Source organism: Pseudomonas uvaldensis (assembly GCF_021271205.1).
GTDB lineage: Bacteria > Pseudomonadota > Gammaproteobacteria > Pseudomonadales > Pseudomonadaceae > Aquipseudomonas > Aquipseudomonas uvaldensis.
This window is the reverse complement of record NZ_JAIWKS010000002.1, coordinates 355,332-371,930: the sequence shown is the minus strand read 5'-3', so window position 1 is coordinate 371,930 and position 16,599 is coordinate 355,332. Positions and strand designations below refer to the sequence as shown.

Genomic DNA, 16,599 nt, shown 5'->3' with positions numbered 1-16,599 from the left:
ATCAGGGTTGTTCCTGTGCCTGTAACTGCCCATCCCAACCCCCACCCAACGCGGCGATCAGTTGCACGCTGGCGATCAGCCGGCTCTGTTGCAGGCTCAGCACACTGCGCTCGTTGCTCAAGGCAGTGGCCTGGACCGTGACCACGTCCAGGTAGGCAATGAGCCCGGCCTTGTACTGGTTCTGGGTCAGGCGCAAGGATTCGCGGGCGGCGTCGAGTGCTTCCTGGCGCACGCGGGCTTCGTCTTCCAGCACCTTGAGTTGGATCATGTAGTTTTCCACCTCGCGGAACCCGTCGAGCACGGTCTGGCGATAGGTGGCGACGGTCTGGTCATAGGCCGCGACGGTGCGGTCGACCTCCGCCGAGCGCTGTCCGCCGTCGAACAGGGTCATCGCCAGTTGCGGGCCCACTGACCAGAAGCGATTCGGCACACTGATCCAGTTATCGTAGGTACTGCTGCTATAGCCCCCGCTCAGGCTCAGCGTCAGGTCCGGGTAATACGCCGCCTTGGCCACGCCGATGTTGGCGTTCGCGGCCATGACCGAGCGCTCGGCCGAGGCAATGTCCGGGCGGCGCTCGAGCAATTGCGACGGCAGCGCCACCGGAATCTGCGGCAACGCCGGGATGTCCCGGGTTTCGGCCAGGTTAAATTCAGCCGGCGGCAAGCCCATCAGCACAGCAATGGCGTTTTCGAATTGGGCACGCTGCCAGATCAAGTCGATCAGGTCGCCCTGGGTGGTTTTGAGCTGATTCTGGGCCTGGGCCACCGCATCCTTGCCCGATACACCGGCACGGTACTGGTTCTCGGTCATTTTCAGCGAACGCTGGTAGTTTTCCAGCGTGGCTTGCAGCAAGCGCTTTTGCTCATCGATCACCCGCAATTGCAGGTAGTTCTGCACCAGTTCCGACTGTTGGCTCAGGCGCATCGCGGCCAGATCAGCGTAACTGGCCTGGGCACTGGCTTCGTTGGCCTCCAGGGTACGGCGCAGCTTGCCCCAGACGTCTGCTTCCCAACTCACCCCGGCCTGGGCGCTGTAGGTATCGCGGATACCGCTGGCCGAGCTGCTCAGGCTCGAACTGCTGCTGCCGGTGCCCTGGCTGGAGCGGTTCTTGCCGACGGTCAGGTCCACCGTCGGGAAGAAGGCACCACGGGCACTGCGCGCCAGGGCCTGGGCCTGGCGGTACTGGGCTTCGGCCTGGGCCACGGTCTGGTTGGAAGTGTTGAGCTTTTCCACCAACTCATTGAGTTGCTTGTCACCGTACAGCTCCCACCAGGCACCACGGGTCAGTGCGTCGCTGGGGTTGGCCTGGCGCCAGCCCTGGGCCTCTTTGTATTGCGCCGGCTCCGCAGCAGCTGGGCGCTGGTAGTCCGGGCCGATGGCGCAGGCGCTGAGCATCGCCACGCACAGCGCCAGGCTCAACGCCCGGGAGCCCCGGGCGGTCGCCAGCGGTGCGACAAGGTTGAAAAGCGAACGGTCGGTCATAGCGGAGTTTCCAGGGCAGCATCGGTACGCACGCCACGCCAGCGGTTGAAACGATGGCGCAGCTTGTCGAGATAGAGGTAAACCACCGGCGTGGTGTAGAGGGTCAGGACTTGGCTGAACACCAGCCCGCCAATAATGGTCAGGCCCAACGGCTGGCGCATTTCCGAGCCCTCGGCGCCGCCGATCAGCAAGGGCAAGGCACCGAGAATCGCCGCCAGGGTGGTCATCAGGATCGGCCGCAAGCGCAGCAGGCAGGCACTGCGAATCGACTCCTGCGGCGCCAGCCCGCCACGCTCCAGTTGCAGCGCCAGGTCGATCATCAGGATCGCGTTCTTCTTCACCACGCCAATCAACAGGAACAACCCCAACAGGGAAATCAGGCTGAACTCCTCGCCCAGCACATAGATCGAGAGCAGTGCACCGACACCGGCCGACGGCAAGGTGGACAGGATCGTCAGCGGATGAATGTAGCTCTCGTACAGCACCCCCAGCACCAGGTACACCGCCAGCAGCGCTCCAAGGATCATGAGCGGCTGGCCCTTCTGGGTGGCCGCGAACGCATCGGCGGTACCGGCCATCTTCGCGATGACGTCTTCCGGCATGCCGAGCCTGGCGATGGCCCGTTCGATGGCCGCCGTGCCCTGCTCCACCGTCACGCCTTCGGCCATGTCGAAGGAAATCCCCTCGGACGCGAACTGGCCCTCATGGCTGACCCGATCGTCTTCCAGACTGTTCTCATAATGGGCAATGGTCGACAGGGGCACCCGTGCGCCATCGGCGGTGATCACCTGGACCTGCTCGAGAGTGTTCGGGTCCTGGGCATACTTGGGATTGACCTCCATCACCACCTGATACTGGTTCAGGCTGTCGTAGATGGTGGAAATCTGCCGCTGGCTGTAGGCGTTGTTCAGCACGGTGGTAACCATTGCCATGTCGATGCCCAGGCGCTTGGCCTGGTCACGATCCACCACCAGCGTCACCTGCTGGGCACCGCCGCCGTCCCGGGCATCGATGGCGGTCAGTTCCGGCAAGGCCCTGAACGCCGCCACGACCTTGGGATACCACTCGCGCAGAGACGCCAGGTCGGCGCTTTGCAGGATGTAGGAATATTGCGAAGTCGTCTGTTCGCGGCCGCCACCGAACTGCAAATCCTGATCGGCCATCAGCATCAACTGGGCACCAGGGACCTTGGGCATTTCCTTGCGCAGGCGCTCGATGACTTTCTGGGCAGAAATAGACCGCTCCTTGATCGGTTTCAGACGCACCAGCATGAAGGCGTTGTTAGTGCCGTTGTTGCCGCCGATGAAGCCGGCCACGCTCTGCACCGCGTCGTCCTTGAGCACAGCGCGCCGGAAGACTTCCATCTTCGGCTGCATCACGCTGAACGACAGCCCGTCGTCACCACGCACGAAACCGATCAATTGGCCAGTGTCCTGCTGCGGCATGAAGGTCTTCGGTACCACCACGTACAGTGCGATGTTCACGCCGACGGTCACCAACAGACTCAGCAACGTCAGGCGACGATGGCGCAGTACCCAGTCCAGGCTGGTGGCATAGCCGCTGACCATCCAGTCGTTGAGACGCCGGCTGGTGCGTTGCAAGCGGTTTTCCTGCCCTGGCTCATGGGGCTTGAGCCAGCGGGCACAAAGCATCGGCGTAAGAGTCAGGGAGACCACCAGCGAGACTACGATGGCCGCCGCCAGGGTGATGGAAAACTCCCGGAACAGGCTCTCGACGATACCGCCCATGAACAGGATCGACAGGAACACCGCCACCAGCGAGGCATTCATCGACAACAGGGTGAAACCCACTTCTTTCGCGCCGAGGTACGCCGCCAGCATGGGCGGCACCCCTTCGTCGATGTGCCGGGAGATGTTCTCCAGTACGACGATGGCGTCGTCCACCACCAGGCCGGTGGCAAGTATCAGCGCCATCAACGACAGGTTGTTCAGCGAGAAGCCGTAGAGGTACATCACCGCGAAGGTGCCCACCAGCGACACCGGCACCGCCAGGGTCGGGATCAGCGAGGCGCGAAAGTTGCCGAGAAACAGGAACACCACCAGCACCACCAGGGCCACGGCGATCAGCAGGGTCATCTCCGCTTCGTGCAAGGTGGCCTTGATCACTGGAGAACGATCCATGGCCAGGTTCAGCTTGACGCTGGCCGGCAATACGGCCTGCAACGCCGGCAGTTGCGCCTTGATCTCGTTGACCGTCTCGATGATGTTGGCCCCCGCCTGGCGGTTGATCACCAACAGCACGGCGGCATCGTTATTGAAGAAGCCGCTGTTGTAGCGGTCCTCGACACCGTCAGTGACTTTCGCCACGTCCTTGAGCCTCAACACCGAGCCGTCCTGGTAACGGATGACCAGGGTTTCGTAGTCCTTGGCCTTTTCCAGCTGGTCGTTGGCCTGGATCTGCCACATGCGCTGATCATCTTCGACCGACCCTTTGGGCCTGCGCACATTGCTGTCGGCGATGGCCTTGCGCACGTCGTCCAGTGCCACGCCGTACTGGTTGAGCAACTGCGGCTCCAGTTCGATCCGCACCGCCGGCAGGGAACTGCCACCGATCTGCACCTCTCCGACCCCCGACACCTGGGACAGGCTCTGGGACAGGATGGTGGACGCCAGGTCGTAGAGTTGGCCCTTCTCCAGGACATCGGATGTCAGCGACAGCACCATGACCGGCGCCTGGGACGGGTTGACCTTCTTGTAGGTCGGCATACTGCGCATGCCGCTGGGCAGCAGGTTGCGCGAGGCATTGATCGCCGCTTGAACTTCCCTGGCCGCACCGTTGATATCGCGGTCCAGGTCGAATTGCAGGATCACCCGGGTGGAACCCTGGCTGGAGCGGCTGCTCATGGTATTGACCCCGGCGATGGCGCCGAAGGATCGTTCAAGCGGCGTTGCCACTGTCGAAGCCATCACCTCCGGACTGGCACCCGGCAAGTTGGCCTGGACCACAATCACCGGGAAATCCATCTGCGGCAATGGCGAAACCGGTAGCAGGCCGAAACTCATGCCGCCGAGCAGCATGATCGCCAGACTCAGGAGCATGGTCGCCACCGGACGGCGGATGAAGGGCCCGGAGAGGTTCATGGGCGATAGCTCCAAGCGGCATGCGGCAAGCGGCAAGCTAAAAGCGAGCGCTGTACCTGCTCTTCTCTTGAAGTTTGTAGCTCACCGCTTGAAGCTGCGCTCGCCGCCGTCATACCGCCACCTCTTTTACGTCAGGCTTGGCGAATCTGCGTCCCAACCGATCAAAGGCCAGGTAGATAACAGGCGTCGTGAAGAGCGTCAGCACCTGGCTGACCAACAGCCCCCCCACCATCACCAGGCCCAGGGGCTGGCGCAACTCCGCGCCGGAGCCGGTGGCGAGCATCAGCGGCACCGCGCCGAACAGGGCCGCCAGGGTCGTCATCAGGATCGGCCGGAAGCGCAGCAACGCGGCCTGGTAGATGGCTGTCTGCGGGTCCACGCCCTGGTTGCGCTCCGCGTCGAGGGCAAAGTCGATCATCATGATCGCGTTCTTCTTGACGATGCCAATCAGCAGGATGATGCCGATGATCGCGATCATGCCCAGGTCATTACCGCTGAGGATCAACGCCAGCAAGGCACCGATGGCCGCCGACGGCAAGGTGGAAAGAATCGTGATCGGGTGGATGTAGCTCTCATAGAGCACGCCCAGCACAATGTACATGGTCACCACCGCCGCCAGGATCAGCAGCAAGGTGCTCGACAGCGACGCCTGGAACGCCTGGGCCGCGCCCTGGAACTGGGTCTGTACGCCCACCGGCATGCCGATGTCCTGCTGGACCTTTTCGATCACGTCCACGGCATGCCCCAGGGCCACGCCCGGGGCGAGGTTGAACGACATCATCACCGCCGGAAACTGGCCGATGTGGGCAATCGCCAACTGCGCCTGACGCTCCTCGACCCGTGCCAGGCTCGACAGGCGCACCTGTCCACCCTCCGTGGTCTTGACGTGGATCTGGTCCAGCGCCTGTGGCCCGATCCGCTCCCCTGCCTGGGCCTGCAAGACCACGCGGTACTGGCTGGCCTGGGTGTAGATGGTGGAAATCTGCCGCTGGCCGAATGCGTCATACAGGGCATCGGTGATATTCGACACCGACACCCCCAGGCGCGAGGCGGCGTCGCGGTCGATCACCAGATAGACCTGCAAACCCTTGTCCTGCAAATCGCTGGTGACATCGGTCAGCTCCGGCTGGCCGGCCAGGGCCTCTGCGAGCCGACCGCTCCAGAGGGTGAGCAGTTCGGCGTCCGGCGACGACAGGCTGAACTGGTACTGGGTACGACTGACCCGGTCTTCGATGGTCAGGTCCTGCACCGGTTGCATGAACAGGCGAATACCCACCAGGTGATCCAGTTGCGGCTGCAGGCGGGCAATGATCTGGCTGGCGCTGTCGTCCCGTTCGCTGTGGGGCTTGAGGTTGATCAGCATGCGACCGCTGTTGAGCGTGGCGTTGTCACCGTCCACGCCAATGTACGAGGACAGGCTCTGCACTGCCGGATCGGCGAGGATGACTTTTGCCAGTTGCTGCTGGCGCTCGCTCATGGCAGCAAAGGAAATCGACTGCGGCGCCTCGGAAATGCCCTGGATCACGCCGGTATCCTGCACCGGGAAGAAACCCTTGGGCACGACCAGGTACAGCACCACCGTCAAGACGAGACTGCCCACCGCCACCAGCAGGGTCAGGGGCTGATGCTTGAGGACCCACTGCAACTTGCGGCCATAGGCGGCGATCAGCCAGTCGATCCAGGCACCACTGGCTCGATAGAAACGGCCCTGTTGTTGCTCCTTGGGCTCACGCTTGAGCAAGCGTGCACACATCATCGGCGTGAGGGTCAGGGACACCACCAGGGAAATCAGGATCGCCACCGCCAGGGTGATGGCGAACTCCCGGAACAACCGCCCCACCACGTCGGCCATGAACAGCAGCGGGATCAGCACCGCGATCAGCGACAGCGTCAGGGACACCAGGGTGAAACCGATTTGCTTCGCGCCCTTGAGCGCAGCCTGCAAGGGACTGTCGCCCTCTTCGATGTAGCGGGCGATGTTCTCCAGCATGACGATGGCATCGTCCACCACGAAACCGGTGGCGATGGTCAGGGCCATCAGCGTCAGGTTGTTGATGGAGAATCCGGCCAGGTACATCACCCCGAAAGTACCGATCAGCGACAGCGGCACGGCCACGGATGGGATGATGGTCGCGCTGAAACGGCGCAGGAACAGGAACGTCACCATGACCACCAGGGCGATGGCAATCAGCAACTCATGCTGTACGTCGGTGACCGAGGCGCGGATGGTCTGGGTGCGGTCGGTCAGCACGGTGACGTCCAGCCCGGCCGGCAGGTTGTCGGTGATGCTGGGCAACAGGGCCTTGATCCGGTCCACCACTTCGATGACGTTGGCCCCCGGCTGGCGCTGGATGTTCAGCAACACCGCCTGGTTTTCGTTGGCCCAGGCGGCAAGGCGCTCGTTTTCGGCACCGTCGACGATCTGTGCCACGTCCTTGAGCCGCAACGGCGCCCCGTTGGCGTAGGCCAGGATCAGTTCGGCGTAGTCCTTGGGCGAGGTCAACTGGTCATTGGCATCGAGCATCGAAACCCGCGTCGGCCCGTCGAAGTTGCCCTTGGGCTGATTGACGTTGGAGGCACCGATCAGGGTGCGCACATCCGCCAGGTTCAGGCCGTTGGCCGCCAGGGCTTCGGGATTGACCTTGATCCGCACGGCCTGGCGCTGGCCACCGGCGATGGTGACCATGCCCACGCCGTTGATCTGGGCGATCTTCTGCGCCATGCGCGTGTCCACCAGGTCATTGAGCTTGGGCAGCAGCATGGTCTTGGAGGTAATCGCCAGGGTCAGCACCGGGGTATCCGCCGGGTTGACCTTGTTGTACACCGGCGGTGCCGGCAGATCGTCGGGCAGCAGGTTGGTTGCCGCGTTGATCGCCGCCTGGACCTGCTGCTCGGCGACGTCCATGTTGGTCTCGAGGTTGAAGCGCAGGGTAATCACCGATGCACCACCGGAGCTGGTGGAAGCCATCTGCGTCAGGCCCGGCATCTGCCCGAACTGACGCTCCAGAGGCGCGGTCACGGCGCTGGTCATCACGTCGGGGCTGGCGCCCGGGTACAGGGTCATCACCCGGATGGTCGGATAATCGACCTGGGGCAATGCCGACACCGGCAGCAGTCGATAGGCGATCAGGCCGGCCAGGACGATGGCCAGCATGCTCAGGGTAGTGGCGACAGGACGAAGGATGAACAGCCGCGAAAGGTTCATGCGGCGCCCTTTTTCGCCTTGTCGGCGGCCGCCGGCTCAGCCGGGGCTGCGGCAGGCTTGCCCTGCAGGTGCTCGGTCGGCGTGGTCGGCACGTCCTGGCTGTCGTTGACCACCTCCACTTCGCTGCCCTCCTTCAGACGGTCAGTGCCTTCGAGCACCACCCGGTCGCCGGCGGCCAGCCCCTCGGTCACCACAGTGTTCTCACCGTCGCTGGGGCCGGTCTTCAACGGTTTGATGGTGACTTTCCTATCGCCATCCAAGGCATAGACGAAGGTGCCATTGGTGCCGAATTGAATGGCCGCGGTCGGCGCCAGGACCACGCCCTTGAGGGTGTCGGCCAACAGGCGGACGTTGACGAACTGGTTGGGAAACAGCGATTGCTCGCGGTTATCGTAGCGGGCCTTGAATTTCAGGGTGCCGGTAGTGATGTCGATCTGGTTGTCCAGGCTCTGCAGCACGCCGCTGGCCTGGAGCTTCGTATCGCCACGGTCCCAGGCCTCGACAGGCAGCTTCGCCCCGCCGCGGTAACGGGCGAGCACGGTATCGAGACTGTTTTCCGGCAGGGTGAAGACAACGCTGATGGGTTGAGTCTGGGTAATGACCGCCAGGGCTGTGGTGTCGTTGGCCGCCACCAGGTTGCCGACGTCCAGCTGCCGCAGGCCGACGCGGCCGGAAATCGGTGCGCGGATCCTGGTGAATTCAAGGTTGAGCCTGGCGTCGTTGACCGCGGCCTGATTGGTCTTGACAGTGCCCTGGTATTGGCCCACCAACGCGGCGGCGGTATCCAGCGTCTGCTTGGCGATGCTGTCTTCGGCATACAGCCCGCGATAGCGTTCGAGATCGACCAGGGCGTTCTTCAACTGTGCCTGGTTCTGCAACAGCGTGCCTTCGGCCTGGAGCAAGGCATTCTGGTACGGACGCGGATCGATTTCGGCCAGCAGGTCCCCGGCTTTGACCATCTGCCCTTCTTCAAAGGCGATCCTGACCAGTTCACCGCCCACCCGGCTGCGCACGTTGATGGTATTGAGGGCCGTGACCGTGCCCAGCGCCTTGTAGTACAGCGGGAAGTCACCCGTGACTGCCGGCGCCACCCGGACCGGCACCGGCCCCGTGGCCCCTCCGAAGCCAGGACGCATGCTGCCTGAACGCCCCGCGTTCCCCTGCGCGGCTTTCTGCCCCGCCCCTTGTTTGGGATCCGTGCCGGCGGGCCAGAATTTCCAGGCCAGCACCGCCACGACCAATACGATGAACAGGCTGAGCAGCCAGCGGCGGGAATTGCGGGGAGCAGAGGATTGCATGGAATGATCGACCATTGGACGCGTGGGCTTCTTTTACAGGAGGCTGAACGATAAGCACTGGCAGGGATTTAGCAAAGCGCCTTTACCGGCAATTTACCTTGGGTTTACGTATCGCTTTGTGACGCCAAACTCTTGAAGTACAAATGAAAACGGCCTGGACATGGCCAGGCCGTCAACAATTGTAATAAATACCTTACTTCAGGACAGCCAGCGCAGCGTCGTAGTTGGGCTCTTCGGCGATTTCCTTGACCAGTTCGCTGTGCAGCACCGTGTCATTTTCGTCCAGCACCACCACGGCGCGGGCCGTCAGGCCTTTCAGCGGGCCGTCGGCAATGGCCACACCGTAGTTCTGGATGAATTCAGCACCGCGCAGGGTGGACAGGTTCTGAACGTTCTCCAGGCCTTCGGCGCCGCAGAAACGCGCCTGGGCGAACGGCAGGTCGGCGGAGATGCACAGCACGACGGTGTTGTTCAGCTCGTTGGCCTGGGCATTGAACTTGCGCACGGAGGTGGCGCAGGTCGGCGTGTCGACACTCGGAAAGATGTTCAGCACTTTGCGCTTGCCGGCGAAATCCTTGAGGGAGACGTCGGACAGATTGCCGGCAACCAGGGAAAAGGCTGGCGCCTTGGAACCGGCTTGTGGCAGTTGGCCGTTGACCTGGACCGGGTTGCCTTTGAGGGTGACTTGAGCCATGAACGGTTTCCTTCTGACGGGTTTGAAAATGGTGAGGCCGGAGTTAACCACGAATCGGGCGCCGGACCTATGGCTGGACATGAAAAGTCATGATCCGCCTGCCCTCGTGGGAGCAAGGCTTCACTCCTCCAAGGAAATTATTTCGCCTTGAGCTTGAGGAATGACTGGTGCAAATCCGAAGCCCATCCGTCAATGACCCCTTTGACATCATCGGGTTTCATCACCTGGGATTCGTTGGACAACGGCTTGCCCGTCCCCTTGCGCACCACTTGGGCCACCACCGCATTGTTGCCTCCGTCAAGAAACACCGCTTCGGTACCCAGGGTGGTTTCCTGATCGCGAATGCCGCTGGCGGTACTGACCGCAGCCGCCACCAACGCAATCGGCACCACCTCGTACGGTTTCAGACCTTCAGTCTTGCTGCTGACTGCGGTGATGGCCGCACGCATCACCAGCACGCCAGGACCCGGACTGGTTGCCAACGGCAGGGATTTTGCTGCTTCGCGCATGAGCGCCTGATCGTAATAACCCGTGATGCCGGACAAGGTTGCCTGGGGGATCTTCACGGTGGGCTGCGGCTTGGGATACAGCTGCGTCGGTTCGATGTAGATCCGGGTGTACTTGTCAGGGTCGATCTTCGGATCGATCCACCGCATCACCACGGCGCCCGACGGTGATTTCTCCTCCTTGAGTCGGCTGTAGTCGCCCAGGAATCCGGAGTATTCCTCAGGCTGGGTGACTTTGCTCGAACACCCCGCCAAAGCGAGCGTGGCGATGCAAACAGAGCCAATCATTGACGCGAACTTCATGTCTTCACTCCTGTAAGCCACACGAGACGGGGCCGGAACTACAGGTATAGCCAAAGGGCAGGTTTTTGCCTGTTTGCCAAATCGGAAAACCTTTCTGGCATGGCGGGGCCGCTACCGGCAAATCCGATGAATGGAAGCTCTTATGCCTGGGTTTTCCATCCCACCTGTCAGGAATGACAGTAGTCAAAGTCGCACGTGGAAGGTTTCATGAAATGACCGCCGGGACGGTAGACCGCCGATGCCTGACAACCGGAGAACGCGACATGACCAGTCAGCCCCTAGACAGTGAAATAGTGCAGATCGACCCCGTCATCATCCTGGGCATGGTGTCGGTTGAACACCCTGCGGCCCCCCACGGCGGTGTCCCGCTTCGTTTGCTCATCAATGGATCGTTACCCCTTCTGGTGGAGCCCTGGACCCCGCAGGCGCCCTTTGATGACGCCCGCATATTGTTGGGCACTTCCGATATCCCCGTCTTGAACAAGACCATCCTGCCGGGCGAAGAAAATAAGTCGTTCACCCTGAACCTGCCGGGTGCCCTGCTGAGCAACGGCATCAACCAGATTCGCCTGAGCGTGCTGCGTGTGGGTCAGTCAATTCCCGAGACTTCACAGCCATTGAACATACTCTTCCACCGGCCACAACCGGGAGGCGAAGTCTCTACCCCAGGCGACAATCCCAACCTCACCCTCGGCCTGCCTGCCGATGTCATTGCCAACGGCGTGGATGCGGCGGCGGCCAACCAAGGGGTGATACTGACCGTTCGCTATCCGTACATGAGGGACAAAGATGTCATCACACTGGATCGTGACAGCCAGGAAATGCCGCGCCCCGTAAGCGCTGCCGAAGCCGCGGCCGGTAGTGTGGACATCATTCTGAGGACGGCCGACTTCTGGCAAGACAATCCCAGATTCGCCTTGCGGTACAGGGTCGCTGACTTGTTGGGCAACTCCAGCGGCCCACAGGCGATATGGTCGAGAACCACCTACATCGATGTACATATCCGCCAACCGACACTCGACCTCACCAAACCCCGGGTACTGGAGGCCAGGGAACTCAATGGCCAGCGTCTGAACTTCGAAAACGATTTCTACGAGGCTCAATTCGCCAACGTCGAGGTGAATTACATCGGGTCGGCGCCGGGGCAAACCGTAAAACTGTATTGGCTGGGACGCAGCTCGACGTGGGGCAGTGAGCCCCAGACCGTTTCGGTCGCAGGACAAACCTTGAGATTCCAGGTGCCCCGAAACGAGGTGGTGGACTGCATCGGCACCGGGGCGGAGGTCAGCTACACCGTCCGCCTGCCCGGCACCAGCACGGACATTCCGTCGAAGGATCTGGACCTGACCGTTACACCACAAAAATACACGCTACGGGAACCGACCCTGGACAGCAGCAAGACCAATCTAAGGGCTTACCATCCTGCCCTGTTCACTGCGCACAAGGCCCGGATAGCCCTGTTTGGGGTGACGACCCGCTACGGCGAGGAAATCCCAATGACCGCCGGGACCACCCAGACCGACTTGGCCGTCCCCCCCGCCTGGATAGCGGAAAACCGGGGCAAACCCATCATGATCAACTGGACACTCAGGGAAACCGGCACCAACGCGCCGATTATCTTTTCCTGGTTTCTGAGACTGATTGCCTGACCCGTCTTTTCCACCGGGCCACAGCTCTGATCCACACCTGGCGCGGCTTTTCTAAAAGTAGGAGGATGTATCGTGCGTGATTTAATGGGCGCTCTGTTAATGACGTTGATGGTCGGTTGCGCCCAGGTCACGACAGCGCCGCCTTCTCCCATCACGATCAATGGGGTTCAGGTACTCGACGGTCCGGCCACCGCCGAATCCCTGACGACGCTTTATCACCGGAAATTTCCCAACTGCAACACCTCCGACTCGCAACCCGCATTCCTTTGTTCGGGCGTCACCTTGAGGGTGACGATCAAGGACCCCGCAGAGCAATACAAAGTCTGGGATCCCAGCCCGACCTCAATAGCCAACGGCGGAGTGTCATTCTCCTATCTACGCGCCGACGCCAATTTCGGTAGGCTGGCATGGGGGCATGGCAACGGCTATATCCTCTATCCCATTTTCGGAGCACCACAGGACAAGATTGACTTGGACTATCTGTGCTCATTTCCGATGGATGCCTGGTCCTGGAATCGAACGACGCCTTGCGGACACTCCGTCGACTACCCCGCGCTAAGCCGCCCCTGCCACCTGGCCGGCGTGACCACCGCGCAACAATGGTTGGGCGTGTGGACGATGCCAGGGGGCAACGAATACCTGCGGCAATGCGGATTCGATGTCCAAGATGACCGTAATCACCTGGCTGGCCCTGCGTTCTACCAATCGGTACTGGGCAAGGTTCTGGTAGGGGCGCGTGGATTCGCGGAGCATAACGAAATCATTATCAAGACCTGGACGCCAGGACGGCCGAACACGTTTCCCCTCATGGCGTTTTTCTTTATTGCGGGCGGCACCAACGAGGGGTTGGCCGATGCTCGATACAACCAGCGCGATTTCTATAACTCCACCAATCCGAAAATCATAGTACCGATCATTCGTTTGACACCCGCTAACACTGCCGCCGGAAGCGCCACGTTTACCTATGTGGCGGCCGATCAAGCGGTGGCGCAATGACGTGCTTGTTGTTTCAACCTATGGGCAAAGCGTTGCGACGGTTGATATTGGGATCAGCGGGCCCGCTGTTGATCGGTTTGATGATCGGTTGCACGCAGCTTACGACTAAACCGCCTGAGATCATGCATATCAACGGTACTGACATACTGGATGGACCGGGGACCGCTGCTTACTTGACGACGCTTTACAATCGCAAATTCCCCAACTGCAATCGAGTCGACTCTCAACCTGCATTCCTTTGTTCGGGCATTACCCACAGGCTCACGGTAAAAGACCCCGCTAACCTTTACAAAGTCTGGGATCCCAGCCCTATCTCAGAATCCAATGGTGGGGTGTCTTTTTCCTATATGCGGGCGGATACCAACTTCAGTGCTTTTGGCGGCAATTACCAGAACGGCTATATCATCTATCCATTTCTCGAGGCGCCTGCGGGCAAGATTCAGTTGTTTTATATGTGCTCCTATCCGATGGACGGATGGACCCAAAGCCGGATTCAGGTTTGTGGTCCTCATGCCGATTACCCCAACCATAGTCATCTGTGCCAATACCATAACGTGACCATAGCCGAGCAATGGGTCTATGTTTGGACATACCCAAATCCGAGTGCCGAACTTCATCGCCAGCAATGCGGGTTCGACGTCTCCGACGACCGCAATACTTTAGCCGCGCCGGCATTCCATGAATCCTTGCGAGCCAGGGCCCTGTTGGCTGCGGTCCATCCAAGCTATGCGGCCCAGGTTTTCAGCGAGCATAACGAAATCATCATCAAGACGTGGGCGCGAGGACAGCCCAACAATCTTCCAATCCTGGCGTTCTTTTATGTCGCGGGATATCCCCTTGGTTTGGCCGAGGCCCAATATAACCAACGTGACTTCTACAACTCGACCAACCCAAAAATCCTGCTACCGATCATTCGCCTGACACCCGCAGCCAGCCTCAGCCAGAGCGCCTCTTTCGCCTATGTCACGACCGATCAAGCGGTGAGGCCCTGAATACCGCCCCTTAGCATCGACTCCGGGAGCCAGTACCAACCACAGCCGATCCAGGCACCATTACACCTGCCACCAAGATGAGCGCAACAGTTGATCTTGCGCTGGCATCCGTTCATCGACGAATAGAGACTCCAGGCAGGCCTGCCTTGTCGGTACAGGCCATTGTCTGAGGATTGACGAATGCGCACCATTGGCTTGATTGGCGGCATGAGCTGGGAATCCAGCGCCGAATACTATCGCCTGATCAACCAAGAGGTTCGAGACCGACTCGGGCCGTTGCGCTCGGCGCAGTTATTGATGCACAGCGTTGATTTCGGCCCGGTGGAACAGGCCCAGCATGCCGGGCGCTGGGACGACGCCGCCGCGATTCTTGTGGATGCCGCCCGCCGCCTGGAGGCTGGCGGCGCCGAGTGCGTGGTGCTGTGTACCAACACCATGCACAAGGTGGCGGCGCAGATCGAAGCAGCCATTTCGATTCCGTTCCTGCACATTGCCGAACCCACGGGCCAGGCTGCCCTTGAGGCGGGCACCGTGACGGTCGGACTGTTGGGCACCGCCTTCACCATGGAACAGGACTTTCTCAAGGACCGACTGGGCGCACAGGGTTTGAACGTCCTGATACCCGACACCCAGGAGCGCCAGGCGGTGCATCGCATCATCTATGACGAGCTCTGCGTGGGCGTGATCAGTCCGGCATCGCGCCAGGTCTACCAACGCGTCATCGACTCCCTGGCCGAACGCGGCGCACAGGCAATCATCCTGGGTTGCACGGAAATCGGCCTGCTGATCAAACCCGAACACAGCCCCCTGCCCCTGCTGGATACCACCCACCTGCATGCCCGTGCGGCGGTGGCGTTTGCGCTGGGGGATTGACCGACGCTTTTTACTCCAGGGCTCGCACATAACAACCGCGCTCCGCCAGCAGCGCCGCGAACCATTGTGTAGGCTTGTTCGCGATAGCGGCGGCTCATCCAGCATCACCGGCTCAGGCAGACCGCTATCGCGAGCAGGGCTCGCTCCCACAGGGAACTGCGGTCCGTCAGGTGCACCGTGAACCACTGTGGGAGCCCAGCTTGCTGACGATGACTGCGGCTCATCCAGCATCACCGGCTCAGGCAGACCGCTATCGCGAGCAGGCTCGCTCCCACAGGGAACTGCGGTCCGTCAGGTGTACCCCGAACCACTGTGGGAGCCCAGCTTGCTGGCGATGACTGCGGCTCATCCAGCATCACCGGCTCAGGCAGGCCGCTATCGCGAGCAGGCTCGGTCCCACAGGGAACTGCGGTCCGTCAGGTGCACCGTGAACCACTGTGGGAGCGAGCCTGCTCGCGATGACGGCGGCACATTCAACATCGCTATGCCTGGAACCAGTCCCCACGCTCGTCCAGTGTGTGGCGGATCAGCTCGACGAGCATCTGCACCTGTGGGACATGCCTGGGCTGGGTGTCGACGGCCATCCACAAGTGGCGTTGCATCGGCACGTCGAATAGCCCCGGCAAAGCGATCAAGCCACGGTCGAAGTGGCTCATGTATTGGGGTAGCAAGCCGATGCAGGCGCTGCAACGGATCATCTCCAGCATCAGTTCGTAGGACTGCACTTGCACCACGCCAGCACGGCGTTGCTCGATCAGGGCGTTCCAGGGGGTGAAGCTGTCCACCTGCCGGTCCGCCTGCCATTGCACCAGCATATAGTCGTTCAGGTCGCCCAGGCAGCCAGGCCGGGTGATGGGCCTTGAATAGCGTTTGGCGATATGGGGCAGATAGTCCAGGCGCGCCAGCCGTTTCGCTGGTTGCGTGGGGAAACTTGGCCCTGCCACCGAACCGAGCGGATCACTCAACCACAGCACAAGGTCGGCACTGACGGATTGCAGCGCCATTTCGCTGTCCAGCGTGATGATCTGCAGGCGCACACTGGCATTGCGGCGTAATAACGCGATCAGGTCACGCCCCAGGATGTCATGCAGGATCGACTCGGCCACGGCCAGGCGGATCAGTGGCTGGTCGAGCATGGGTTGCGGGCCGCCGTCGGCCAGTGCGATCAGCCGCGACTGCAACTGGCGCCCCTCACGACTGAGGGTCAAGGCGCTCCCCTGGAAACTGAACAACGAACGTTCCAGCCGTGCTTCCAGCTGCGCCAGTTGCTTGCGCAGCCAGGTCGTCTTGACGTTGAGGCTGCGGGCTGCCTGCATGAAGCAGCCGCAACGGGCACTGACCAGAAAGCACTGCGCCACTTGGGGTTCGATGTCCACGGCCAGCGCCAGCCAGGGTTCGGGGGCACGCAACGGTGCACGGTATGGAATGGCGGCCTGGCGTCCTGCGGGCTCGATGAAGGTCATGGGTGACTCCCTGTCGGTTGTACAGATAAGCGGGGA

Annotated in this window: 11 protein-coding genes; 4 read left to right on the top strand and 7 right to left on the bottom strand. The window is 61.4% G+C overall.

Translation table 11 applies throughout. The features are described from left to right. Position 1: 1 nt before the first annotated feature. From LCU97_RS05050 to LCU97_RS05025, 6 genes are all read right to left on the bottom strand, one after another. Positions 2–1,483 (bottom strand): efflux transporter outer membrane subunit, encoded by a 1,482-nt coding sequence (locus tag LCU97_RS05050; protein ID WP_232775737.1) that lies wholly within the window; start codon positions 1,481–1,483, stop codon positions 2–4. After that, entirely contained in the window at positions 1,480–4,584 is a 3,105-nt protein-coding gene (locus LCU97_RS05045) for an efflux RND transporter permease subunit (RefSeq protein ID WP_232775736.1), read from the bottom strand. Before LCU97_RS05045 ends, LCU97_RS05050 begins: the two co-directional genes overlap by 4 nt. A 109-nt stretch (positions 4,585–4,693) precedes the next feature. After that, entirely contained in the window at positions 4,694–7,789 is a 3,096-nt protein-coding gene (locus tag LCU97_RS05040; protein WP_232775735.1) for an MdtB/MuxB family multidrug efflux RND transporter permease subunit, read from the bottom strand. Next, positions 7,786–9,102, bottom strand: a complete 1,317-nt coding sequence (locus LCU97_RS05035; protein WP_232775734.1) for an MdtA/MuxA family multidrug efflux RND transporter periplasmic adaptor subunit — start codon at positions 9,100–9,102, stop codon at positions 7,786–7,788. The genes LCU97_RS05040 and LCU97_RS05035 overlap by 4 nt, the downstream gene beginning before the upstream one ends. Positions 9,103–9,280: 178 nt before the next feature. After that, the gene (gene tpx / locus LCU97_RS05030; protein ID WP_024779993.1) at positions 9,281–9,781 is read right to left on the bottom strand and encodes a thiol peroxidase; all 501 of its coding nucleotides are present in this window, start codon (positions 9,779–9,781) and stop codon (positions 9,281–9,283) included. Between the two features lie 137 nt (positions 9,782–9,918). Then, positions 9,919–10,590, bottom strand: coding sequence for a DUF3313 domain-containing protein (locus LCU97_RS05025; RefSeq protein WP_053150940.1), 672 nt, complete (start codon positions 10,588–10,590; stop codon positions 9,919–9,921). A 263-nt stretch (positions 10,591–10,853) separates the two neighbouring features. Here LCU97_RS05025 and LCU97_RS05020 point away from each other — a divergent pair, with 263 nt between their 5' ends. The 4 genes from LCU97_RS05020 to LCU97_RS05005 all read left to right on the top strand — a co-directional run bounded on the left by LCU97_RS05020 (position 10,854) and on the right by LCU97_RS05005 (position 15,100). Continuing rightward, positions 10,854–12,239, top strand: a complete 1,386-nt coding sequence (locus tag LCU97_RS05020) for a hypothetical protein (RefSeq protein WP_232775733.1) — start codon at positions 10,854–10,856, stop codon at positions 12,237–12,239. A 72-nt stretch (positions 12,240–12,311) separates the two neighbouring features. After that, positions 12,312–13,235: a halovibrin HvnC gene (locus LCU97_RS05015; RefSeq protein WP_156315929.1), complete on the top strand. Its 924-nt coding sequence runs from the start codon at positions 12,312–12,314 to the stop codon at positions 13,233–13,235. A gap of 20 nt (positions 13,236–13,255) precedes the next feature. After that, the gene (locus LCU97_RS05010) at positions 13,256–14,227 is read left to right on the top strand and encodes a halovibrin HvnC (protein ID WP_156315934.1); all 972 of its coding nucleotides are present in this window, start codon (positions 13,256–13,258) and stop codon (positions 14,225–14,227) included. Positions 14,228–14,407: 180 nt separating this feature from the next. Then, the gene (locus tag LCU97_RS05005) at positions 14,408–15,100 is read left to right on the top strand and encodes an aspartate/glutamate racemase family protein (RefSeq protein ID WP_232775732.1); all 693 of its coding nucleotides are present in this window, start codon (positions 14,408–14,410) and stop codon (positions 15,098–15,100) included. A gap of 482 nt (positions 15,101–15,582) precedes the next feature. Here LCU97_RS05005 and LCU97_RS05000 read toward each other — a convergent pair whose 3' ends face one another. Continuing rightward, positions 15,583–16,563 (bottom strand): LysR family transcriptional regulator, encoded by a 981-nt coding sequence (locus tag LCU97_RS05000; RefSeq protein WP_232775731.1) that lies wholly within the window; start codon positions 16,561–16,563, stop codon positions 15,583–15,585. Positions 16,564–16,599: the final 36 nt, after the last annotated feature.

Coding starts and splice junctions, on each gene's coding strand:
- LCU97_RS05050 (WP_232775737.1), bottom strand. CDS start 1,483: ATGACCGACCGTTCGCTTTTCAACCTTGTCGCACCGCTGGCGACCGCC.
- LCU97_RS05045 (WP_232775736.1), bottom strand. CDS start 4,584: ATGAACCTCTCCGGGCCCTTCATCCGCCGTCCGGTGGCGACCATGCTC.
- LCU97_RS05040 (WP_232775735.1), bottom strand. CDS start 7,789: ATGAACCTTTCGCGGCTGTTCATCCTTCGTCCTGTCGCCACTACCCTG.
- LCU97_RS05035 (WP_232775734.1), bottom strand. CDS start 9,102: ATGGTCGATCATTCCATGCAATCCTCTGCTCCCCGCAATTCCCGCCGC.
- tpx (WP_024779993.1), bottom strand. CDS start 9,781: ATGGCTCAAGTCACCCTCAAAGGCAACCCGGTCCAGGTCAACGGCCAA.
- LCU97_RS05025 (WP_053150940.1), bottom strand. CDS start 10,590: ATGAAGTTCGCGTCAATGATTGGCTCTGTTTGCATCGCCACGCTCGCT.
- LCU97_RS05020 (WP_232775733.1), top strand. CDS start 10,854: ATGACCAGTCAGCCCCTAGACAGTGAAATAGTGCAGATCGACCCCGTC.
- LCU97_RS05010 (WP_156315934.1), top strand. CDS start 13,256: ATGGGCAAAGCGTTGCGACGGTTGATATTGGGATCAGCGGGCCCGCTG.
- LCU97_RS05005 (WP_232775732.1), top strand. CDS start 14,408: ATGCGCACCATTGGCTTGATTGGCGGCATGAGCTGGGAATCCAGCGCC.
- LCU97_RS05000 (WP_232775731.1), bottom strand. CDS start 16,563: ATGACCTTCATCGAGCCCGCAGGACGCCAGGCCGCCATTCCATACCGT.